This is a genomic window from Paenisporosarcina quisquiliarum, assembly GCF_027563315.1.
Classification (GTDB): domain Bacteria; phylum Bacillota; class Bacilli; order Bacillales_A; family Planococcaceae; genus Paenisporosarcina; species Paenisporosarcina quisquiliarum.
Window position 1 is genome coordinate 1 of record NZ_JAMKBJ010000014.1, and the last position, 23900, is coordinate 23900.

A 23900-nucleotide genomic window follows, 5' to 3' on the forward strand; every position below is an offset into this window, starting at 1 on the left:
CTTATTAGGCATTTCTTTCCCCTCCTATTCGATTTAAACATCCGCTCACAAGTTTGGTTATATTGTAACTCGCTTACTTTATGGTGTCTAAAACTTTAAGGGGGCTTAAGAGTTCACGTAGGAAAAAGTGGCGTTGACGTAGGAAAAATCGACGTTCACGTTGTAAAAGAATCTTTTAGAGTGTGTTTTCTCAAAACCACAGCTGCACAATACCTTCCTTCGAAGATTGGAATTGTTTTTTCTGTACTGAAGTTGAGTAATTAACTTACCAACCAAAGTGCTAGTTGAAGTACGAGTGCATCCTGGAAGCTGGCAGGATTGTATCCAGTTGTTTCGTGAATTTTCTTCAAACGATAGGTCAGCGTATGTCGATGAATCGTTAAGGCTTCTGCACAGAGGGCGAGTTGTTGATCACACTTAAAGAATTCTACAAGCGTATGGCAATATTTTTCATCCAGCCCTTGTAGCACTCGATTTGAAAATTGTTTAGCTTCCGTGGAGTTGCTTTTTTTGAGCAAGGAAAGGACTTCTACTTCTTCAAAAAAAGTGATTTTATTCTCAGGTTGTCCATATTGTAAAGCTAGTTTAGCAGTTTGAAAGGATTGTTGGATCTCTTCAATGGTCTCTACTGGTTTGCCCGCACCAAGACGAACGGATATGTTTTTCTGCAAAAATGCAGGCAACTTTTCAATCTTTTTATGGACTTCCTCCACTTTAATTCCAGCAGTTAAAATGAAAAGTTCATTTAATTGATAATGTCCAACCATTACCTCATCTTTATCAAAGTAATCTTCCAGTTGCTGAACCGCACCATGATATTGAGTGGAGGACAGCTCTAAAAGAATCGTGACATACGGTGACTGTAGAGGAAATCCGATTCTGTCTAATCTTTCGTATAAAACAGGAGGATAGGTTGTGGACGAAATCAGCTCTTCAAATACCATTTCTTTCATTTTTCTCTTCCATTCAGACTTAGAAACAATCAATGATTGATGAATCATCATTTCTGTTGTTAGCTGAAGAAGGGTAGCAATGTCTTTTAACCCCTCTGGGTTTCCCGTAATACCGATGACGGCAATTAATTGCTGCTGAAAGTAAACGGGCATGTTGATTCCTGGTTTTGACCCTGGCCACTTATGGGTGTTTACTTCAGTAATCCACAAAGGTTTCTCCGTTTTGGCAACATGTAAGGCTCCCTCGTGGATTCTCTCCACCCGGTCTTGCTCGCCGGAAGCTAAAATCATGCCATTCGTATCCATTACATTAATATTTCGGTTCAGACGAATCATCGTTTGTTCTACAATTTGATTTGCTAGCTGTTTCGTTAACATATGCCCACCGCCATGTATAAAATAACATTGTTTATTAACAGAAAATTCATACTCCAAGTATAATGTATTTGTCTTTTTTTATCACTATACTATTTTGTAAGCGCTTACCGAAGGAGGGAATGAAGTGAAGATCGTCATAAGTCCTGACTCATTTAAGGGAAGCTTGGCAGCTGACAAAGTTGCTCAAGCGATGGCAGCAGGAATACGGGCTTTTGATCAGTCGATTGAAACACTTCTATTGCCCGTAGCTGATGGAGGGGAAGGGACTTTAGAAAGCCTCATCAGTGCTACAAATGGAAGATTCGTACCTGTTGTTGTACAGGATCCACTTGAAAGAAAAATAACTGCTGATTACGGTGTTTTAGGTGATGAAGAGACGTGTGTAATCGAAATGGCAAAGGCGTCTGGTTTAACACTTTTACATAAGGAGGAGAGAAACCCTTTAAATGCAACGTCCTACGGGACAGGTGAATTAATTAAGCATGCATTAGATGCAGGTTTTCGAAAGTTTATTGTTGGTATAGGTGGCAGTGCAACCAATGATGGTGGAGTTGGCATGCTAAAAGCACTTGGTATGAAGTTTCAAAATTGCGATGGGGCAAGCCTTGGAAGCGGTGGTGGAGCGCTTGACCAGTTATCGCACATTGACATGTCTGAGTTTGATCCTCGAATAAGAGATTCCAAGTTTATCATTGCTTGTGATGTGGATAATCCATTTATCGGTACTAATGGTGCTTCACATGTTTTTGGTCCTCAAAAAGGTGCTACAGAATCGGATGTCTCTATATTAGATCGAAATTTGAAGACATTAGCAGATGTTATAGAACGTACATATGGAGTATCCATTCATTATCTTCAAGGTGCGGGAGCGGCAGGAGGTTTAGGGGGAGCTTTTCAAGCATTTTTTCCTCTCACCATGAAACCAGGAATCGAAGTTGTCATGGAAGCAATCGGTTTTCATGAACAAATAAAAAATGCCGATTTAGTCATTACAGGAGAAGGTAGATCAGATGAACAGACTCTGTCTGGAAAAGCACCTTATGGTGTTGCGAAAGTAGCCAAGGAACATGGTATTCCTGTGATGTTATTGTCTGGATACCTAGAGCCATCTAGCAAAAAGAGTTTGAGTTTGTATTTTGATGTTCTTGGAAGTGTGGTAAATGAAAAGGTTACACAAAGAGAATCAATGGAAAACCCAGCGCATTATTTAAAGATTCAAATGCAACAAATGATTGTATCTTATGAACAAATGAAAAAATAGGGGGGATTCGGAATGTTATTTTTCATTATTTTACTAGGGGTAGTATTAATTGTAGTAGCAACAGCTGTTTTTAAAGTTCATCCGTTTTTAGCGTTATTATTCAGTGCGTTTTTTGTAGGGATTGCTTCAGGAATGCCGTTGTTAACCATCGTTGAAAATGTAAATACCGGTTTTGGTGGATTGATGACCAGTATTGGACTTGTCATTGTGGCTGGAACGATTATCGGGGTTATTTTAGAGAAATCAGGTGCTGCATTTAGGATGGCAGAAGTAGTTTTGCGGGTTCTTGGGGACAAGCGACCACAGCTAGCCATGTCAGTCATCGGATATATTGTGTCGATCCCGGTGTTTTGTGATTCAGGTTATATTATTCTAACTAGCTTGAAAAAAGCTTTAGCTAAGCGTGCAAAAGTTACGATCGCTTCTATGGGAATCGCACTTGCGACTGGATTATTTGCAACACATGTCCTTGTACCTCCGACACCAGGACCAATCGCTGCAGCTGGAAATATTGGAGCTACTGATTATTTGGGAACCATCATTTTAATCGGCCTGTTACTAGCAATTCCAGCGACGATTGTGGGTTATTTCTGGGCAGTAAAAGTAGGGTCGAAAATTGAGGTAGAAGCGGATAAAGAAGCACTGGAATTAAATTATGATGACATCGTCAAATCATTTGGCAAAATGCCATCTACATTTAAATCATTTTTGCCGATTGTTTTACCAATCGTTCTTATTGGGATCGGATCAATTGCTGCACTTTCAGGAGAAGAAAGTGGCTTGATTAACTTCTTGAAATTTCTCGGATCACCATCTGTCGCGTTATTACTAGGTGTCTTGGCATCGTTCTTATTATTACCTGCGCTAAATGAAGACACATTAACAAATTGGATTGGAGAAGCACTTAAAGAGTCAGCACCTATTCTATTAATTACCGGTGCGGGTGGTGCATTCGGAACAGTCATTAAGAACACGGGCGTCGCTGAAGTTCTTCAAAATATGGATTTAGGCGCACTTGCCACTGGAGCTCTATTCTTATTAGTACCGTTCTTAATCGCAGCAGCACTTAAAACAGCACAAGGTTCTTCTACTGCTGCACTTGTTATTACGTCTTCATTAATTGCACCATTACTGCCGCAACTTGGAATTGAAGGAGCTGTTCCATTAGCTCTTGTAGTAATGGCGATCGGTGCGGGTGCCATGACAGTAAGTCACGTTAATGATAGTTTCTTCTGGGTTGTCACGCAATATAGTGGCATGAAAGTAACGGATGCCTACAAGGCAATGACAATGGCGACATTGTTAATGGGCATCACGACGATAGCTGTGACAATGTTGTTATGGGTAATAATGGTTTAAACAGAAGAATTATAGAACAGTAGATATTTAGCTTCATTTGAAAAGAAAACCCCATCAGTAGTTCGGATCAACATTGATTTGAACAATTGATGGGGTTATTTTAACTGAAAAAAGAGAGATGCGAAGTGACAAAATCACTTTGCGTCTCTCTTTGTAATATAGGCAGATTTTAAGCTTTAACAGACTCTTTAACACGTTCAACTTCTTCAAGTCTAGCTTGAACTTGTTCTTCACTTAAGCCATGCTCCACGATATAACGGTTGCGTGGATGTGTACGGCAAGCATCAGAACAGCTGCGCAAGTAAAGATGTTCATTTTCTTCAGAACAAAGAATTTTGTCGTTACATTCCGGGTTCGCACAGTTAACATAGCGCTCACAAGGAGACCCGTCAAAATGATCTTTACCTACAATGACGTGCTCAACTTTATTAATTGGAACAGCAATACGTTGATCAAAGACGTACATTTGACCGTCCCAAAGTTGCCCTTTCACTTCTGGATCAGTACCGTAATTGTGGATACCACCGTGAAGTTGACCGACATCTTCGTAACCTTCTTTAACTAACCAGCCAGAGAATTTCTCACAACGAATTCCGCCTGTGCAGTAAGTTAAAATCTTTTTGCCTTCGAATTGTTCTTTGTTTTCGCGCATCCATTGTGGCAAGTCACGGAAGTTTTTGATTTCCGGACGAACTGCCCCACGGAAATGACCTAAATCGAATTCATAGTCATTACGTGCATCAATAACGATTGTATCGTCCTGTTGCATTTTTTCGTAGAACTCAGTTGGCGACAAGTATTGACCCGTGATTTCGTTTGGGTTGATATCATCTTCTCCAAGACCAAGATGTACCACTTCTTTTTTCGCACGAACATGCATTTTTTTGAAAGCATGACCGTCCGCTGCATCGATTTTCCACATCATATCTGCAAAACGTTCATCACTCTTCATCATATCCATGTAGGCTTGGGTTTGTTCAATCGTGCCAGAAACAGTACCGTTAATACCTTCGTGGGATACAAGAATACGGCCCAATAAGCCGATTTCTTTACACGCAGCCAAATGAGTTTGTGCGAATAATTCAGGTTCATCTATTAATACATATTTATAATATAACAAGACTTGATAAGCATTGTTTTCCATTGTAATTTAACCACCTTACTTTTATGGTAATTCAATCAATAAATATAGCATAAAAGAGGTGAAAAGAACAGGGCTAATTAGGAAATAGCACTGTTAAATTATGTATAAAAAGTGAAAAATATATGATCAGTGGGGATTGAAACCAGCTGCGTAATCCAGATATCACAAAAACCATTAAAGGATAACGTTCCTATTTTCTCGAATAAGTATGTTAGAAAAGTAAAAATCATAGGGGTGTTATGGCATGAAGGTAGATGTAATTGTGGTAGGTGCGGGGCTGGCAGGATTAGTGGCAACTGCAGAGCTAACGGATGCGGGAAAAAGAGTTCTGCTATTGGATCAGGAACCGGAAGCCTCTCTTGGAGGTCAGGCTTGGTGGTCCTTCGGGGGGTTATTTTTAGTGGATTCACCGGAACAACGTAGACTTGGCATTCATGATTCACTGGAATTGGCGTGGCAGGACTGGCAAGGAGCTGCTGGTTTTGACCGGGAAGATGAAGATTATTGGGGGCGTCAGTGGGCACAGGCCTACGTTGAGTTTGCAGCCGGAGAAAAAAGGGAGTGGCTGAAATCATTAGGCATTCGGTTCTTTCCTGTGGTTGGATGGGCAGAGCGTGGCGGCTACTTAGCGGAGGGTCATGGCAATTCCGTTCCGCGGTTTCACATTGTATGGGGTACGGGGCCAGGAATTGTCCGACCATTTGAAGAGAAAATGCGAAAATCGATGGAAAACGGACTGGTGGATTACCGTCCGAGGCATCGGGTAGATGAGTTGCTGATAGAAGGCGGAGTGGTTGTGGGAGTAAAAGGCGCGATTCTGGAACCGAGTGAGGCAGGCAGAGGCGAGGTAAGCTCGAGGTCCGCAGTTGGTGAATTTAGCGAGAAAGCCCAAGCAGTTGTCGTGACAAGTGGTGGGCTGGGAGCGAATTTTGATTTGATTCGCCAAAACTGGCCGGCCAGGTTAGGAAAAGCACCGACTCGCATGATTTCTGGAGTGCCTGCCCATGTGGATGGCCGGATGCTTGGAATCACAGAAGCGGTTGGAGGAAGAATCGTCAATCGTGACCGCATGTGGCATTATACCGAAGGGATTACCAACTGGAATCCGGTTTGGGCTAAACATGGAATTCGCATTTTGCCAGGACCTTCTTCGATGTGGTTTGACGCAACCGGTAAACGTTTCCCTGCACCGAATTTCCCTGGTTTTGATACGCTCGGTACTCTAGAAACCATTCAAAAGACAGGCTTTGATTATTCATGGTTTGTGTTAACGCAAAAAGTCATTGAAAAAGAATTTGCATTATCAGGCTCCGAGCAAAATCCTGATTTGACCGGAAAAAGTATTCGCCAGGTGCTGGCACGTGTTTTGCCAGGTCCGACTGCGCCAGTTAAAGCCTTCATGGAAAAAGGCGAAGATTTTATTGTGGCAAATACTTTGGAAGAATTGGTTGAAGGGATGAATCGTCTAACTGGAGATGGACTCATTCAAGTGGATGAAATGAAGCGACAAATTATAGCACGAGACCGTGAAATGGATCATACTTTCACAAAAGATTTACAAGTAACAGCACTTCGTGGTGCGAGAAATTACATAGGGGACAAATTGATTCGCGTCGCTTCTCCCCACAAATTCTTAGACTCGAAAAATGGACCGTTGATTGCGGTACGATTGAATATCATCAGTCGAAAAACACTCGGCGGTCTGCAAACAGATTTGTCTGGACGTGTGTTGAATGTGGATGGAGAACCGGTTCCGGGTTTATACGCTGCCGGTGAAGTATGTGGCTTTGGCGGTGGTGGAGTTCATGGGTATCGCTCTCTTGAAGGGACGTTCCTTGGGGGATGTTTGTTTACGGGAAGGCAGGTAGGAAGGGCATTGTCTGAGTAACGGTTGTTTGTGCTAATTGTACAACATAAGTTGAACTTAGTGCCTGACATATTCGAAAGTGGAATTTTTTCATTATGTAAGCATAATATGTGTAGAGTTTTTTATGTTAGCTTTTGAAGGGGGAAACGTTTGAAACGGATTAACATTTTTTTCTTAACATTCCTACAAGAGCCATTATGGTTTAAGTTACTGGTTTCAACCACTTTCCTCGCATCAGTTATTTTTAGTAACACATTTTTCTCTTATAATCTCTATTACGATAGTGGTTCCAAGTTGGCAGCTGCCATTTTTCTTGGTGCGTATGGTTTTAAACTAAGGAGAACCCGCAAGTATTCGATCCCTTTATTTTTCTTATCGGGGATTAGTTTATATTTGGCTTGGTATTATGCTACCAACGCTTAACTTATTGTTCAATGGAAACGTCTGCCCTAATTTGGGGCAGACGTTTTTTGTCGTTAAAATGATTTTGTGCAACCTGGACTCTCGTTCTGTCAACCTGGAAAGCAGAACTGTCTACCTGGACATTCATTCTGTCTACCTGGACCCACACTCTGTCAACCTGGTCAAGTAATCTCACTCTCAAAAGCCTCATAGCAGAGATTAGGGTACCTAATATATCTAATTAGGTTAAAAATTTAAAATATTTTATGCAATATATTGCATTTCGTTTTAAAAGAGAGTAGGATTACTGACAGTAATAGTTTCTGTATGCAATATATCGCTAGATAAGAATAAATAGAATGATAGTATGCCAGGAGGTAATAGATATGGATAAAAAATTGTCGTTATCAGCCTACTCCTTTATTGGAATGATGCTGTTTGCTTTATTTTTTGGTGCAGGTAATTTGATTTTCCCGGCTACACTCGGTCAAAATGCAGGCTCTAATGTGTGGCTGGCTGTCGGGGGCTTTTTGTTAACTGGTATTGGTTTGCCTTTTCTAGGCATTCTCGCAATGGGATTCTCAGGTAGTCGCAGTTTACAGGATCTTGCAAGTCGCATTCATCCAGTCTATGGAATCATTTTCACCGCCTTGCTGTATTTAACAATCGGGCCATTATTCGCGATTCCAAGAACGGGTGCGGTTTCTTATGATATTGGCGTAGCTCCATTTTTAGGTGCAGGTCATGAACAGATCGGGCTACTTATCTTTACCTCTATTTTCTTCGGTGTAACACTTTGGTTATCCTTGAATCCGTCTAAAATGGTTGACCGAATCGGGAAGTTATTATCGCCAGCTATTTTAGTTCTGCTTGGCATTTTGCTTGTCATGGTAATCGTCAATCCGCTAGGTTCCATTCAGGCACCACAGGAATCGTATGCCAACGGGGCTTTCATGAAAGGTTTCACGGAAGGCTACAATACGATGGATGCTTTGGCGTCACTAGTATTTGGGATTATCGTTATTGATATTATTCGGAAGATGGGTGTTAAATCCACTCAAGGCATTTTGAAAGCTACAGCTAAAGCAGGCGGAGTAGCGACGGTTTTACTTGGTGTAATTTATGTTGGAATTGCCTATTTAGGGGCAACGAGTACTGAAATGTTTGGCTTGTTTGAAACGGGTGGACCAGTGCTTTCAAATACTGCTTCGTATTATTTTGGAACATTCGGGACGCTCTTAATGGCAGTCATTATTTTTCTTGCGTGTCTAACAACGAGTATTGGACTGATCACTGCATGTGGGGAGTATTTCCATAGTCTGTTCCCAAATGTAAGTTATAAATTATTTACCATCGGCTTTTCTGTATTTTCATTTATCATTGCCAATATCGGGTTGTCGAATATTATCACATACTCCATTCCGGTATTGATGTTCTTGTATCCATTGGCAATTGTCTTGATTATCCTGACGTTCGCATCACCATTGTTTAAGCATTCTCGTTTAGTCTATGTTTCTGCGACTGTTGTGACATTAATGGTGAGTAGTGTGGATGGATTGAAAACTTTGTGTACATCATTGAATATGGAGTATTTCGAATGGATGAAACCGATTATATCGTTTTATGAAAGCTATCTACCTTTATACAGCCAAGGTCTTGGCTGGCTAATTCCTTCTCTCATCGTCATGGTGATTACAGGAATTCTGGCTTACGTAAAAAAAGTATCATTCGCTTATGCACAATAAACAAACGAAAACCCCAAATCTCTCTAATACATTTGAGATTTGGGGTTTTACTTATTAAAGATCTTCACGGGTATAAAATTCTTCAATAGCACGCAGCCAATTATCTCTCATTACTTGGGAGACGCTTGTAGCATCACGTTTTTTCAGCAATTCGATGATGGTCGCATGCTCCTGGATTGAGTTGGTCGTCAGGACAATTGAATTATGGAAGAACAAGCGACGTACATGCGCTTGGAGATTTGCTACCATTGCGGTTATGTATGGGTTATTAGCAGCATCCACAATAATCTGATGAAATTCTTCATCAATTTTCAAGGCTGAAAAATAGTCTTTTGACTGGATTGCTTGTGAAAATCGCTCATTCGTATCTTCCATCATATTTATCGTTTCATCATCTAAATTAGCGATTGCCAACTCTGCAGACAGGGCTTGCAGTGAGGCCAGTGGAGGAAGTAAATCCTTAATATCTTTCTTTTTTACAGTAGTGACCTGCGTTGCTTTCCCAGGGAACATTTCGACAAATCCTTGGACTTCAAGTAACTGTAACGACTCTCGGATAGGTGTGCGGCTGACGCCCAATGCTTGCGCCAATTCCGTATCATTCAATTTTTCTTCAGGACGTAAAGTGCCGTCGATGATCCATTGCTGTAATTGATTGAAAGCATTCTCTTTCGCAGAGATTCGAATAGGTTTTGCGTGATTAATGGGTATCGGCATAACTTGAAACAACCTTTCGTATCCAGAAATAATATGTACAAAAATGTGGTTTTTTCCATTATACAACAAATACTCTGTATGTGATATATCGCCGTCTACCATTTATGTTTTGTAAAACTTTAAGTAATAAATAAAGGTGGATAACGCCAAACTGAAGAAGAAGTGAAGTCAGATGGACATAATTACCACTGAGATTGGAATGATTATATTTGAATTCATGCCAGGCTTCTCGTACACTGACCTATTCATTAGAGACTAGAAAGCGGGTGGCGTAATGTTTGGATTTAACGATATGTGGAAATTTTTCTTTTCTTTTTTCCTAGTAATGCCTCTTGTGACGATTCTACATCAGATGGGTCATATGTTTTTTGCACGTCTTTTTGGTGGAGAAGTGAATATGCATATTGGCTCGGGGAAAGTCTTGACGAAAATTGGACATCTTCATATTCGACGATTGTACTTTTATGATGGTTGGTGTGAATACATTGCTCTAGCTAAAAAAGGGAGTAGATGGCAGCTGATTTTGGTCTATTTAGGTGGATCCATTTTTAATTTGACCAGTATTTTACTTTTGAATGGATTGATATTAATGCGGGAACTAGATCCGGGGATATTCCTATATCAATTCGTTTATTTTTCTTTCTATTTCATTTTCTTTTCCCTCTTTCCCATTTGGCATGGGGAGAACCCGAGTGACGGAATGGCTGTTTGGAATCTCATTCGCAAGAAACCGTTCAAAAATAACCCGACAATGTAACGTCATTTCGTCATGTGCATCCAAACGTTTTTTACTTTCAATTATGGGTATATAAGAAAAGTGATGATTTTAGTATGGCTTATCTATGATAGAAATAATAAATGCCAGGAGGAATTTAAATGACTAAGAAAATATTAATGGTATTAACAAGTGCTGACCAAATGGGTGACGATAAACCAACAGGAACATGGCTTTCCGAATTTGCAGATGCCTATTTGGAATTCAAAAAACAAGGTTATGATGTAACAATCAGTAGTATTAAGGGTGGCAAAGCGCCTGTAGATCCAGGCAGCATCGATGAGAATACTCCGCAAGAAATTTTAGATGCAGAGAAATATTTAGCTGATACTGTATCAATTGAAGAAGTAGAAATGGGCGATTATGATGTTATTTTCCTTCCAGGTGGTCACGGAACAATGTTTGACTTCCCAGAAAATAAAAAATTGCAATCGCTACTGCGAGAATTTACTGAAGCCGATAAGTACGTCGTTTCAGTATGCCATGGCCCTGCAGGATTAGTTGGACCAACCCTTTCAAATGGGGAGCCATTGGTTAAAGGGAAACGTGTAAGTGCATTTACAGATGCAGAAGAACGCGACACTACTTTTGATTCGCTAATGCCATTTTTATTGGAAAGCAAGTTGCGTGAACTCGGAGCAACTGTAGAAACAGCACCAAATTGGTCGGAGAAATCTGTGGTTGATGGTAAATTAATTACCGGGCAAAATCCTCAATCCACTCCATTGGTCGTTAAAGAGTTAATTAAACAATTAGGATAAAAATTAGGACTGCACATAATAGTGTGCAGTCCTTTAATTAAGTAATGGCTTTTTCACATAAACAGTGAAAAGGCTATTTTTTGTGAATTGAAAAATTAGTGAAACTCGTTTAATTCATGATAAGATGGTGCAATCATTCATTTGGACGGAATATAAAGGAGTTTTTATGAAAAATCGTATTATTGTCGCTGTATTTTACTTAGTTGGCTTAACGTTTCTGTCTTTGGGCATTAGTTTAATGATATTGGCTGATTTAGGTGCAGGTCCCTGGGATGCCATGTATGTTGGACTGAATAATCTATTTGGTCTAAGTGTCGGTACGTGGATCTTTATTGTGGGCATTTTACTCATTTTCATCAATGCACTGCTTTTAAGAGAACGAATAGATATTTCAGCTGTGATACCTGTAGTGACGGTTGGTTTTTTGATTGATTTTTGGTTATTATTTGTTTTTGCTAATTATCAGGCACCGGTTCTTCCAATTCGATTCGCGATGCTGGTTGGTGGGATTGCAGTAATTGCTGTGGGCATTGCTTGTTATCTGCAATCTACCATTGCACGGAATCCTATGGATACCTTGATGATGGCGATTCAAACATTGACTGGAAAAAGCATGGCTGTATCGAAAACGATGATGGAGCTTGGTGTACTGGTCATTGCTTTCATACTTGATGGACCTATTGGTTTGGGGACGATTTTTGTTGCTCTCGTAATCGGTCCCATGATTCAGTTCTTCTATCGTCCGGTAACGAAATTACGTGAACGTTTATGTAAAGAGTCTATATTGCAATAGATATACAAAAGAGCAGTGAATTCATTAAGAATTCACTGCTCTTTTTCCTGTCCACAATTCGTCTTCTGACTTAATGTGAAAATAAATCGGTTGAATGCTTCATGTGTTTCTTCGTTTCTGGGTCCACAAAGTGTTTCGCGGAATTAATGGCAATAGGTGCTTCACCAAATCCACAAACGATCAGTTTAACTTTGCCATCATACGTATTGCTATCTCCGACGGCATATACACCAGGCAGTGTCGTTTCCATTTTGGAATTGACTTTGATTGCGTGTTTATCCATCTCCATGCCCCAATTTTTCATGTTCCCGATATGTGATCGGAATCCATAGTTGACGATGACATGATCGGCTTTTAACAACTCAATCGTACCATCTGAATTACGTACAGCCACATGGGTGAAATTATCACCTTCAGGCTCAAAGTGGTCCACTACAAATGGTGTCTTGATAACTACCGATGATTGTTGGAGCAATTCCAGGCTATGCTCATGTGCACGGAAAGAATCGCGTCGATGAACCAACGTTACTGAGTTTGCAATGGGTTCAAGCATAAGAGCCCAATCGACGGCTGAATCACCGCCACCAAATAAAACAACGTCTTTTCCTGCAAATTTGCCCATATCGTCCACAAAATAATGAAGTTGGGTTCCTTCGTATTTAGCTGCTTCTTCATGTTCCAGACGCTTCGGTTCAAAAGCGCCATTCCCAGTTGTGAAAATGACTGATTTTGTTAAGTGAGTCTCTTTTTCAGTTGTCAGTTGCCATGTGTCATCATCCAGTCTTGTCATATCTTCTACGGATTGATCTGTGACGATAGTGGGAGAGAAAATGGATAGTTGCTCAGATAAATTGGCTACTAAATCTTTTGCACGTACTTTAGGGAAACCGGCAATATCATATATGTATTTTTCGGGATAAAGTGCCGTTAATTGGCCGCCGACATTAGGTAAACTTTCGATAATCTTGACTGACATCTGGCGCATGCCGCCGTAAAAAGCTGTGAATAATCCAGTAGGACCAGCGCCTACTATGGTAACGTCATAAACTTTCATGAAAATCAAGCCCCTTGTCCATAAAGTGTCTAAAGTGTTTACCAGTATTCTACCACTAACCTTGGAGATGTACGCAAAATCCCGTACATTTCAGTCGAAAGGATGAGATGTCTATAATTTCAAGATAGTGAGTCTTATTAGAGTTTCTCCAAAATAATCTTATGTTTTCCTTCTGGATTCGTATACGTAATGACGTAAAACAAATTGGATAATTAATTTTTAAAAATAGTACTCTTACTAAAGTAAAGATTTGTAGTAGTAGACCGTTGTGTCTAATTGCCCGTTTGCGGACATAGCATAATTAGGAATTCGACCAGCTTCAATGTAGTTTAATGAATTATATAGAAGATTTGATGGGTCACCTTCTCTTGTATCTAAAATCATTAATGAACGATTATTTTCTCTTGCTAAATCTTCTGCCTTACTCATAAGTAAGCGACCTATACCTTTACGTTGAAATCTTGGATGTGTCATTAATTTTGCAATTTCACTTCTATGACTAGCGTTAGGCTTATTTGCTAATTGTAATTGAACGCTACCAACAATTTTATCCTCTATCTTGGCTACTAATAATAAGTTAGAAGGTTCTATTATTGATTCCACATAAGCTCTCGCTTCCACTTCTTTAAAAGGGGGTAAAAAACCAATAGAAGCACCTTCATTTACTACTTCTATCAGTAATTCTGATAACTGTTCTATCTCATCTCCACTAAGCGCATCAATTATTTCAATCCTGATTTCCTCACTCATTTTTTTCACCTCAATATCAAATATGCTTGCACTTACTTTTAAAATAAAAGATAAAACTACTAATTTACAATTCGAGATGCTCCTTTTTATTCCCTTCCAACTTTCAGAATACGGCCCGTTTGCTGAAAAAAATTATTTCCCTACATTTGGTGGTATAAAAATGCTTTCATAAGACACGATATAGAGGGTTTAACTGCGTTTTAAAAGTCCTGTGTTTTTTCTTCGAACAAAAGGGAATAATAAGCATAAGACGAAAATTCAGAAGGAGGCATTACACATGAATGAAAAAGAGAAGTTTCCTGAATTTGAACCGGAACCTATAGAACTTGAAAAACGACAAAAGCAGCAAGAAGAAAACGAAAAAGAAATGGAGCAAAATCAAAAGTTGCACGATAACCGTGTTGCACAGGGTCAAAATAATCAACCGGATCAACAAAGTGAAAAAGACTTGAACAATCAATCCAATACCAATCAAAATGAACAAGACCTGAATGATTTGACGCATGATATTGCAAATAGACAAGGTCGCAACTTTAATTAGATAAAGCAAATCCGCACACTCGAAAAAACGGGTTGTGCGGATTTTTTAATTATTAATAAATTGGTCTGAGAAATGAAGAATCGAACCGTGTTGTATGTTGGAGCCAATAGGGAAAAAAGCAAGCGCCTGTAAGAGGCACTCACTTTCTTTGAATTTACCCAATATTGATAGTCATCTTTGGTGATTCAGCGGGTTTACCGAAAAGATAACCTTGTCCCAGGTCATACCCTAGACTTTTACACACTTGTGCTTCTTCGATTCGTTCGATTCCTTCTGCTAATGTCACAATTCCCAATGCCTGTGCACGTTTGTTGGCTTCTTTCAGGAAATCGATTTTATTTTGGTCTTGATCACAGAAACTGATATAGGATCGATCAATTTTTACATAATCAGGCTTTAGCATCTCCAACATATCCAAGGTAGAGAATCCAGATCCTACGTCGTCCAATGCCACTTTCATGCCTTCTTTTTTGTAGCGATCCAAAACGGTCTTCAAATGAATTACGTCGACTATTTTTTCGGTTTCAACTACTTCAAATACTAAGTCTTGAGGATTCACTTGATATTTTTCAACAATTTTAAATGTATGTTGTAAGCAAAAATCTGGGTTGTAGATTGTAGATGGCAAGAAATTAATAAAGCTTTTTAATCCCGCGGGCACCTTTGCTTTGCGGGCTTTTACAGCTGTTTCACGGGCACGCTGATCCAATAATGAATGCAGTCCTGTTTTGGTAGCGACATCAAATAATTTCCCGGGTGATAAAGATACGTGAGAATTAGTGGTGCGAAGAAGCGATTCGTATCCATATACTTCATTAGTCTGAAGTGAAACGATTGGTTGCAGATAACTAACCAATTCACCGTGTTGAATTAAGTTGACCGTATCTTTTTCATGAAAACGCAACTCGAAAGTCTTTAAATCAATTAGTCTTTCAGGTTTGTTTGTACGAGAAAGTCCCATTCTTAAATCGGCAACATGTTTAAGTCGATTTAGTTCATCTTCTATAGTGGAAAATGATGTATAAGGCATATAAGCAATATAGTCGTTCATCATGTGGTACGCGGCTGTCATATGTGGGTGAATATGGTTGGATTCAATAAATAAAAAACCTTCTTCATAAAAATCAAATGAAATTCCGCAGTGTACGCAATTAGTCATTAAAGCACCTCGTATTTTATTATGTATGAAACTTAAGTATCACAATAAATTTCGAATATCGCAATAATTTTGACGTTGTTTGTTTTAATTTTCTAAAAAAATAGCAAGGGTTTATTTAAACAAAAAACCCTCAAATCAAGTTAATTGACGGAGGGTCGTGTGAAATTTATAATTAAAGGACAAAGTTCATACTCAATCTTCCATTAAGGGGAGTAGCTATACAGCAAAGTCGTCAATACAGGATGTTTTCCTCGGCTTTGATGGCAACAGAAGTTGTTTGCGAGACCTTACCAATTATTTGGTGAGGTCTTTTATTTCTGAGAGGCGTTGTGACCAGTAGTTGGTTATAACGTCTCTTTTTATTGATTATACTAGAATAGGGGGTCTGAGCTTGGAAACTTATCAAGAACTTGCAAAATCAGTCGTCATTTCCGCAAAGAAAAATCGACTTCTTCGTTATGACGATGCGTTGAAGCTGGTAGGTACCGGAAGAAGTGCATTTGTCTTTCGAATTGAGGCTTCCAGTAAAGCCATCAAAGTCTTTTTTCCCGAATTCACATATATCGCAAAAGAAGAAGCGGATATTTATAAAGCATTACAGGATATCTCGTATTTCCCGACCATTTACGATGCGGGACCGAACTATATTGTCATGGATTATATAGAAGGACGTACGCTTTTTGAATGCGTGAATCAAGGATTTCCTATCACGTCAGAGCATATCGATGAAATCGATCGCGCTTTATCAATGGCTTTAGAAAGAGGGCTTAATCCATCGGATATTCACTTAAGGAATATTTTTATTACAGCTACAAATGAAATCAAGCTGATTGATGTCGCTCGATTCAGGCAGACGAAAGATTGTACCCAGTGGAACGATTTAAAAGCGGTGTATTCCCATTATTATACGAAGCGGTATTTTCCGAAAAAAATTCCTGCAACTGTTATGAACACCGTTGCATTCTTTTATAAAAAACAGCTGATTCCGCATCAGTTGTCAGCATCGAAGATGGATTAACATTTCTCATCAATTTTATTAGCAAATTAGAAGGGCGACAGTTTTTCATGAATTTTCTCTTCAGAGGTGCAAAAACTTAAAATAAAACACAAAAGGAATATCAATTAGCAATTAAATTGGTATTCCTTTGTTTATTGATATCAGCGTTATTGCGTTAAAATCTTTATTATTAGCTATTAAATTGGCAGCCTATTTGGTCACATTACGTAATGCAACTAAAATATCTGTTACTTGCTATGCTAATTGCCGTGCCAATCTACATCTCATTTAATTCAATTTTATATTGCATCGGAAAAATGGGGATTGTTGCTATATTCAGCTAACGAGGAAGGTTAGCTGAAGAATGATAATTTAAATCAAGGTAGAATAAAGTGAATTAGGAGGTAATGTATGGAAATGGGGTTTGTCTATATATCATCAATTGTTGTTGCCATTATTTTTTTGTCCATATCGGTCTTTCAAGTATTCCTTTCGCTTGGTTATCCATTAGGCGAGTATGCAATGGGAGGTCTTTATAAGGTTTTACCTAAAAAATTACGTATTGTGAGTATAATAAATGCCATTATCCTTTTATTTATGGGCTTTGTTTTTCTACAACACACTGATGTCTTAAATGGTTTAAATTTTTTACCTACAAACATATTAGTTTGGGCCATTACAATATTCCTCGGCTTAAATACAATAACAAACCTTATTTCTAAAAGTAAGAAAGAAAGGTTTGTTATGACACCATTATCAAGTATCGCTTTTTTCTTATGTTTATTTATAACTTTATCATAAGAAAAGATACCTGCTAAATGCGATGCTAATTCCACTTGTTAACGCGAAGAGAACTCCTGAGAACTCCTGAGAACGCGAATAGACCGAGTAATAAAGCTAATTAGTTAAGGAAATCTGCGACCGCAGCTTTCCTTTTTTTCTGGAAGAAGAAACTTTTCTTTCTTGAACTGCTTATGAATTATTAATCGGTAGGACGGTGGAGTGTTTGATTTCACGAAGGACAAGGCTGGTCTGGATGCGTGAGATGCCCAGTTTGTTCAGTATTCGAATGAACTGTTCAAGTTCGTGCCGGTTTTTGTTAGCCACTTTTAATAAGTAATCGTATTCACCTGTTAGACAATGACACTCAAGAACGGCAGGAAGGGCTTCCAAGTTCTTTTCCAATACTTCAAGTTTCTCTGCTTGATGGATGTCGGTGCTGATAAAGATGTAACACAACAAGTCGAAGCCCAGTTTCTGTTGATCGAGAATCGCGACTTGCCTATTGATGTATCCTTCCATTTCTAAACGTTTAATGCGTGCATGTGTGGCTGGGGGTGACAAACTCACCTGCCGACCGAGTTCTGCATTACTAATGTTCGCGTCTCTTTGCAGAATATCGAGAATTTGGATATCAATTGGATCGAGTACTTTGCTAATTAATGATTCCATGTATTTTACCTCTTTCATTTTTATTCTAAAATGGCATGCTTGAGAAGTTGCTGGTGGAATAATATAAAGTAATTACAGTATATTCTTTTGTTTATTTTGAAATCAACGGATATAGCAAAATAATATATTGTCAAAGCGATGGAGGTGTTAATATTAGCTTAATAGTAAAAGGGGGTTGAATGACTTGCCATACATATATTATTCGTTGTTGTTGTTTACAAGTTTGTTATGGGGAGGCAATTTTGTTGTTGGGAAATCATTAGTGGACCATGCTTCTCCTATGACACTGACAACACTAAGATGGTTAATTGCAGTCATTTGCCTTATTCCAATTGTGTGGTGGAAAGAAAGAAGTTTGTTGTTAAACCGAAAAGCCATCCTACCACTGGTATTAATGGGGGCATCTGGAGTCGTTTTGTTTAATCTTTTTCAATTCCTGTCTTTAGAGTTCACTTCTGCAACAAATGTCGGTTTGATTTCAACCTTTAACATGTTTTCCATTGCTTTATTTTCATTCTTGTTTTTAAAAGAGAAAATTAACAAGTTCCAGTTAGGTTCTATGTTTATTTCTTTCATGGGCGTCCTGTTGGTTCTCACAAAAGGGCATGTTGAAGTGCTGTTTTCCATTGGTTTTAATAAAGGCGACTTATTGATGATGGCTGCGGTATGCATATGGGGTTTGTATTCCGTAATCAGTAAGTGGGCGATGAAATATACAACACCTTTGAAAGCGACTTTGTATTCAGGAGTTTTCGGTGTGATCATGTTGATTCCTTTTAATGTTCATGATTTTACAGTTACAAAAGTGGATGCAACATTTATCCAATCGATTTTATACACAGGTGTCGTATCTACGGTCATCTGTATGTTGTTATGGAACTTGGCCGTTCAAAAAATAGGTGCCACAACTTCAGGTATTTTCCTGAATTTCAATCCAATCTTCACTGCCATTCTTGCTTATTTTATTCTTGGGGAACGGATGACGTGGATACAAGGATTCGGAAGTTTAATTGTCATCACAGGCTGCTTATTGTTCACATATTTTAAAACGAAGCAGGTTCCCGATATACTGCATCTATTTGGAGAAAAGAGTGTCACTGTCGCTTTCGTTCGAAAACAATTGAAAATGTGAAAAATGAAAACGAACCTAGGTCACATATAGACCCAGGTTCGTTTTCTCTATTTCATCTATTTAGCTGGAACTGCTTCGATTTCTTCTGTTAATTTCACCAATTCATCAATTAATTCGCCGATGTAGGCAATCGTGTCGCGAAGTGGTTTTTCAGTCGTAATATCGACGCCTGCCATTTGAGCAAGTTCAACTGGAGATTTCGTTCCGCCTGCTTGAAGAACTTCCAACCATTCTGCTACAGCTGGTTCGCCTTCTCCCAAAATACGTTTTGAAACTTGTGTAGATATTGTCAGTCCCGCGCTGTAAGTGTATGGATACAAGCCCATGTAGTAATGAGGTTGACGCATCCACGTTAGTTCAGCACCTGGCGTGATGTCGACTGCATCTCCCCAGAATTCTTCCAGTACGCCACGTTTGATTTCATTTAGAATACCCGCATTGACGTTTTTCCCAGCATCCACTCGATCATATACTTTGCGCTGATAAGCTGCTTCCAGTAAATGTGTCACGAAGTTGTGGTAATAAGTGCGTGCCACAATCGAAGAAATAACCCAACGCTTGAACTTCGGATCATCCGAGTTCTCAAGCAAATGGTTCGCCATCAGCATTTCATTCATCGTCGATGGTGCTTCAATGAAGTATAGTGATGGGCGAGAGTTAAAGACATTTTGTTTTTTATGTGCATTGTAGAAATGACCTGCATGTCCGAGTTCATGGGCCAATACAAATACTTCATTCATACGGCTAGACCATGAAATCAAAATGTAAGGATGAGATCCGTAAGGGCTAGAGCAGAAAGCACCTGTCGACTTTCCTTTGTTTTGTGCAAAGTCGATCCAACGCTCATCAAATGAACGGTTGACCATGTCCAAATAGTCTTCACCCATAATTGCAAGTGCGTCATTCATGTATTTCTTAGACTCTTCAATCGTGATTTTTGGTTCGTATGATGGATCCAATGGAATCTTCAAGTCCGCAAAAGTCATTTCATCTAACCCGTGAACGTCCTGAAGCAATTTCGCATATTTGCGCATATGAGGTGCAAGTTCAGTCATAATCAAGTCGATTTGACGGTCGAACAACGATTTATCCACTTCTTGACCAAACAATAAGTAGTCAAAGATATTGTCATAGCCACGTAAATCAGATGTTGTTTTTTCAATCTGTAATTTCATATCGTATGTTTTTGCAGTCGTATGTTGGTAGTTTTTCAGTTGATTTGAAAATGCCTCGAATGCAGCACGACGTACTTCCGTATCCGTTTCTGCTTCCCAGTCACCTTCAAACAGGACATAACTTAATGGATATTTTTTGCCGTTCACTTCGAAATCTTCGAAAGAGAGGTCAACCATTTTCGTCGTATTATATAACTCGTAAGGACCACCGAATGAAGAAGAGTATGCGGCCAACGTTTTTTCCACTTCTGGATGAAGCTGATGTGGTTTTTTACGAATGAGTTTTTCTAGATAGTGACCGAATTCAGTTGAGTTTTTCATTGCGTCTTCCAACACTTCCACCGGTAACTCCAGTAATTCACTATCCACAAACGATAATTTGCTGCTTAAATTGGCAGAAACTGAACCGAATTTGGCAGAACGCATTTGAGCATCGCTGTCCGTCTGATCTGTGCTGTACGCAAGACTTGCATATGTGCCAAGCGGAACAAACATTTCATAAATGCTTACATATTCTTTTAATGCTTCTTCAGCAGATTGTGCATCTTTAATCTGACCTTTGAATTGTTGTTGGAAAGCGTCCACTTCTTTTTCAAGAGCAGTAAGTGCATCTTGGTAGGCTTCTTCTGATGTGAACAGATCATGTAAATTCCACGTTTCGTCTATTTTGACATCTGAACGTGCTGGCAAACTTTGAACCATTTTCATCTCTCCCTTTTATTACGGATGTCGAACTAATAGTAAGTATAGCTGAATTTATTGAAAAATTCACTCTTTTATATGCAGAATTTAATTAAAATAGTTTAGTTAATTTCTTTGAGATTTTTGATTGTAAAGTGCTGGTCACTGCAGATTAAGTAGTTTTACTTCAAAACCAGAAGAGTTGTGACTAAGAATTAGCAAGACAACCAAGAAATAAGTTCAAAAAATGTAAAAGAAATTCGGATAGAAGAGGTTCATTTCAATCATCATATAAAGAAATGATATTAATTAGACAATTCTTAATAATTTGCTTTTTAATTCCTTGAGATTTTTGTTTTGACGCACGTATTTACATGTTATAAGATTATCAATACCAAGTAAGTCTATAAGAATTAGGAGGAATAAAGATATGAAGAAATTAACTACATTATTTGCACTGCTTCTTACAGCAGTTTTCATGTTATCGGCTTGTGGTACTTCGAAGGACGATAACGCTTCTAAAGATGAGAAGAACACAGGTTCAACCGAAAGTGATCTGTTAGCAAAAGTGCAAGAAGATGGGGAACTATTAGTCGGTACAGAAGGAACTTACCCTCCGTTTACGTACCATGATGAAAGTGGTAAATTGACAGGGTTTGATGTTGAAATTGCGGAAGAGATTGCTGCACGATTAGGTGTAAAAGCGAAATTCATGGAAACGCAATGGGATGCAATGTTCGCAGGTCTAGATTCAAAACGTTTTGACATGATTGCCAACCAAGTGGGGATTAAAGAAGAGCGATTAGTGAAATATGATTTCTCAGAACCATACATTTCTTCTACAGCTGTACTTGTCACACATGCAGATAACAAAGAAGTGAAGAGCTTTGAAGATCTTAAAGGATTGAAATCTGGACAATCATTAACAAGTAACTATGCTGAAATCGCTAAATCTTACGGTGCTGAATTAGTAGGCGTTGATGGTTTTAACCAAGCAATCGAATTATTGAACTCACAACGTGTAGATGCAACGATTAATGATAAATTATCCGTTTTAGATTTCCAGAAACAAAAACCGGATGCAAAAATTCAAATTGTAGCTGAAGCAGACGATGTGGCTCAAAGTGGATTGATGTTCCGCAAAGGTAATGAAACATTAGTTGAAGCTGTAAACAAAGCATTGAATGAAATGATTGAAGACGGTACGTACGACGATATCTCAGAAAAATGGTTCGGCGAAAATGTTTTGGAATAGTTTTTCCGTCGACCCTGAAAAAATGGAGCGCTACCTAGATATCGCGCAATCTTCCCTCCAGCCTTTGCTGGAGGGTGCTGTTGTATATACGCTTCCATTGTCTCTAATTTCCTTTATATTAGGGCTAGCATTAGCCGTACTGACGGCATTGGCAAGAATCTCGACCGTTAAGCCGTTTCAATGGATTGCCCGTTTCTACGTTTCAGCCATTCGCGGTACGCCATTATTGGTACAGTTGTTCATCTTATTTTATGGATTGGGTTCTGTCGGAATTGTCATAGATCCATTTCCAGCAGCGGTAATCGGGTTTTCTTTGAATGTTGGAGCTTATGCTTCAGAAGTGATTCGTGCGGCCATTCTCTCTATACCGAAAGGTCAGTGGGAAGCTGCTCATATGATTGGAATGTCCTATTCTCAAACGCTGAAGCGCGTAATTTTGCCTCAAGCAACTCGTGTGTCCATTCCACCGCTCTCGAATACGTTCATCAGTTTGGTGAAAGATACATCTTTAGCATCTCTGATTCTCGTAACAGAAATGTTCAGAAGAGCTCAGGAAATAGCGGCAACCAATTATGAAGTGTTGTTGTTATATACAGAAGTAGCGATTATTTATTGGATTATTTGTTTCTTCCTTTCGCTTATCCAAGGTCGCTTGGAACATCGCTTCGATCGCTATGTATCGAGATAACTAAAGGATAAAGAAAGGAGTAAGAGATGATTTCAATAAATGGTTTACACAAACAATTTGGCGACCTTGAAGTGTTAAAAGGAATCGACCTTCAAATCAATAAAGGCGAAGTAATCGTGGTTATCGGACCTTCAGGATCAGGCAAGACGACATTACTTCGATGCTTGAATATATTAGAAGTTCCGACTTCAGGTAGCATCACAATCGATGATCAGACGGCAGATTTTTCAAAATCTCTTCCAAAAAGATCAATCGATTTATTTAGAAAAAAGTCAGCGATGGTTTTCCAGCACTATAACTTGTTTCCACACATGACGGCCATTCAAAATGTCATGGAAGGTCCTGTTATCGTGAAGAAACTTTCAAAAGCGGAAGCTCGTAAAAAAGCTGAACAGCTATTAATTAAAGTGGGTCTAGGAGACAAACTGGACTTCTATCCTCACCAACTTTCAGGTGGTCAACAGCAACGTGTAGGAATCGCTCGCGCACTCGCACTCGAACCGAAAGTGATGCTGTTTGATGAACCAACTTCAGCACTGGATCCCGAGTTAGTTGGAGAAGTATTGCAAGTGATGAAAGATTTAGCAGGAGAAGGCATTACAATGGTCGTTGTGACACATGAAATGCGTTTCGCCAACGACGTAGCAGACGAAGTTATCTTTATGGATCAAGGCAAAATTATCGAACGTAGCAAACCGGTTGACATGTTTACCAATCCAAAAGAAGAACGAACAAAACAATTTTTGAACTTGCTTCAATAATAAATAGATTGATACAACGTATAGAGCATCCAATTAAAAATTAGTTGGATGCTTTTTTATTGCACCAAAACGAACAAATGTTCGTTTAAGTTGTTTTGTT

General features: G+C 39.0%; 22 protein-coding genes. 14 read left to right on the forward strand and 8 right to left on the reverse strand.

Translation table 11 applies throughout. From position 1 onward, the window contains the following. Positions 1-260: 260 nt before the first annotated feature. Positions 261-1331, reverse strand: coding sequence for a CdaR family transcriptional regulator (locus M9R32_RS13530; RefSeq protein WP_269927276.1), 1071 nt, complete (start codon positions 1329-1331; stop codon positions 261-263). 124 nt (positions 1332-1455) lie between these two features. Here M9R32_RS13530 and M9R32_RS13535 point away from each other — a divergent pair, with 124 nt between their 5' ends. Further along, positions 1456-2592: a glycerate kinase gene (locus M9R32_RS13535; protein WP_269927277.1), complete on the forward strand. Its 1137-nt coding sequence runs from the start codon at positions 1456-1458 to the stop codon at positions 2590-2592. Positions 2593-2604: 12 nt separating this feature from the next. Beyond that, entirely contained in the window at positions 2605-3951 is a 1347-nt protein-coding gene (locus M9R32_RS13540; protein ID WP_269927278.1) for a GntP family permease, read from the forward strand. Between the two features lie 169 nt (positions 3952-4120). On the opposite strand, the gene trhO is transcribed toward M9R32_RS13540, so the two are convergent. Then, complete coding sequence (gene trhO / locus M9R32_RS13545; protein ID WP_269927279.1) at positions 4121-5095, reverse strand: oxygen-dependent tRNA uridine(34) hydroxylase TrhO; 975 nt, start codon at positions 5093-5095, stop codon at positions 4121-4123. A gap of 244 nt (positions 5096-5339) precedes the next feature. Here trhO and M9R32_RS13550 point away from each other — a divergent pair, with 244 nt between their 5' ends. Continuing rightward, positions 5340-6983: an FAD-binding dehydrogenase gene (locus M9R32_RS13550; RefSeq protein ID WP_269927280.1), complete on the forward strand. Its 1644-nt coding sequence runs from the start codon at positions 5340-5342 to the stop codon at positions 6981-6983. Positions 6984-7750: 767 nt separating this feature from the next. Continuing rightward, complete coding sequence (gene brnQ / locus M9R32_RS13555; RefSeq protein WP_269927281.1) at positions 7751-9109, forward strand: branched-chain amino acid transport system II carrier protein; 1359 nt, start codon at positions 7751-7753, stop codon at positions 9107-9109. Positions 9110-9163: 54 nt separating this feature from the next. Here the strand turns inward: brnQ and M9R32_RS13560 are convergent, their stop codons facing one another. Then, positions 9164-9826 carry a GntR family transcriptional regulator gene (locus M9R32_RS13560; protein WP_269927282.1) on the reverse strand — a complete coding sequence of 221 codons (663 nt, stop codon included), beginning with the start codon at positions 9824-9826 and terminating at the stop codon, positions 9164-9166. Positions 9827-10100: 274 nt separating this feature from the next. Here M9R32_RS13560 and M9R32_RS13565 point away from each other — a divergent pair, with 274 nt between their 5' ends. From M9R32_RS13565 to M9R32_RS13575, 3 genes are all read left to right on the forward strand, one after another. Further along, positions 10101-10583 (forward strand): hypothetical protein, encoded by a 483-nt coding sequence (locus M9R32_RS13565; RefSeq protein WP_269927283.1) that lies wholly within the window; start codon positions 10101-10103, stop codon positions 10581-10583. 119 nt (positions 10584-10702) lie between these two features. Continuing rightward, positions 10703-11362: a type 1 glutamine amidotransferase domain-containing protein gene (locus tag M9R32_RS13570; RefSeq protein WP_269927284.1), complete on the forward strand. Its 660-nt coding sequence runs from the start codon at positions 10703-10705 to the stop codon at positions 11360-11362. Positions 11363-11528: 166 nt separating this feature from the next. Beyond that, positions 11529-12155 (forward strand): YczE/YyaS/YitT family protein, encoded by a 627-nt coding sequence (locus M9R32_RS13575; protein WP_269927285.1) that lies wholly within the window; start codon positions 11529-11531, stop codon positions 12153-12155. 70 nt (positions 12156-12225) lie between these two features. Here the strand turns inward: M9R32_RS13575 and M9R32_RS13580 are convergent, their stop codons facing one another. Beyond that, the gene (locus tag M9R32_RS13580) at positions 12226-13209 is read right to left on the reverse strand and encodes an NAD(P)/FAD-dependent oxidoreductase (RefSeq protein ID WP_269927286.1); all 984 of its coding nucleotides are present in this window, start codon (positions 13207-13209) and stop codon (positions 12226-12228) included. A 237-nt stretch (positions 13210-13446) separates the two neighbouring features. Continuing rightward, positions 13447-13959 (reverse strand): GNAT family N-acetyltransferase, encoded by a 513-nt coding sequence (locus tag M9R32_RS13585; RefSeq protein WP_269927287.1) that lies wholly within the window; start codon positions 13957-13959, stop codon positions 13447-13449. 277 nt (positions 13960-14236) lie between these two features. On the opposite strand from M9R32_RS13585, the gene M9R32_RS13590 reads away from it, so the two are divergent. After that, entirely contained in the window at positions 14237-14500 is a 264-nt protein-coding gene (locus M9R32_RS13590; RefSeq protein ID WP_269927288.1) for a hypothetical protein, read from the forward strand. A gap of 154 nt (positions 14501-14654) precedes the next feature. Here the strand turns inward: M9R32_RS13590 and M9R32_RS13595 are convergent, their stop codons facing one another. Then, on the reverse strand, positions 14655-15659 hold the full coding sequence (locus tag M9R32_RS13595) for an EAL domain-containing protein (RefSeq protein WP_269927289.1): 1005 nt from the start codon (positions 15657-15659) through the stop codon (positions 14655-14657). A gap of 391 nt (positions 15660-16050) precedes the next feature. Here M9R32_RS13595 and M9R32_RS13600 point away from each other — a divergent pair, with 391 nt between their 5' ends. Next, a complete protein-coding gene (locus tag M9R32_RS13600; protein WP_269927290.1) occupies positions 16051-16677 on the forward strand; it encodes a protein kinase family protein in 627 nt (208 codons plus the stop codon). Between the two features lie 390 nt (positions 16678-17067). Continuing rightward, on the forward strand, positions 17068-17457 hold the full coding sequence (locus M9R32_RS13605) for a hypothetical protein (protein WP_269927291.1): 390 nt from the start codon (positions 17068-17070) through the stop codon (positions 17455-17457). 171 nt (positions 17458-17628) lie between these two features. Here M9R32_RS13605 and M9R32_RS13610 read toward each other — a convergent pair whose 3' ends face one another. Next, a complete protein-coding gene (locus M9R32_RS13610; RefSeq protein WP_269927292.1) occupies positions 17629-18108 on the reverse strand; it encodes an Lrp/AsnC family transcriptional regulator in 480 nt (159 codons plus the stop codon). Positions 18109-18292: 184 nt separating this feature from the next. On the opposite strand from M9R32_RS13610, the gene M9R32_RS13615 reads away from it, so the two are divergent. Next, positions 18293-19240: a DMT family transporter gene (locus M9R32_RS13615; protein ID WP_269927293.1), complete on the forward strand. Its 948-nt coding sequence runs from the start codon at positions 18293-18295 to the stop codon at positions 19238-19240. Positions 19241-19296: 56 nt separating this feature from the next. On the opposite strand, the gene pepF is transcribed toward M9R32_RS13615, so the two are convergent. After that, a complete protein-coding gene (pepF, locus tag M9R32_RS13620) occupies positions 19297-21117 on the reverse strand; it encodes an oligoendopeptidase F (RefSeq protein WP_269927294.1) in 1821 nt (606 codons plus the stop codon). A 409-nt stretch (positions 21118-21526) separates the two neighbouring features. Here pepF and M9R32_RS13625 point away from each other — a divergent pair, with 409 nt between their 5' ends. The 3 genes from M9R32_RS13625 to M9R32_RS13635 are packed head-to-tail and all read left to right on the forward strand — an operon-like array spanning position 21527 to position 23800. Beyond that, on the forward strand, positions 21527-22351 hold the full coding sequence (locus M9R32_RS13625) for an amino acid ABC transporter substrate-binding protein (protein WP_269927295.1): 825 nt from the start codon (positions 21527-21529) through the stop codon (positions 22349-22351). Continuing rightward, positions 22338-23039: an amino acid ABC transporter permease gene (locus M9R32_RS13630; protein WP_269927296.1), complete on the forward strand. Its 702-nt coding sequence runs from the start codon at positions 22338-22340 to the stop codon at positions 23037-23039. Before M9R32_RS13625 ends, M9R32_RS13630 begins: the two co-directional genes overlap by 14 nt. 26 nt (positions 23040-23065) lie before the next feature. Continuing rightward, complete coding sequence (locus M9R32_RS13635; RefSeq protein WP_269927297.1) at positions 23066-23800, forward strand: amino acid ABC transporter ATP-binding protein; 735 nt, start codon at positions 23066-23068, stop codon at positions 23798-23800. The last annotated feature ends 100 nt before the right edge of the window (positions 23801-23900 follow it).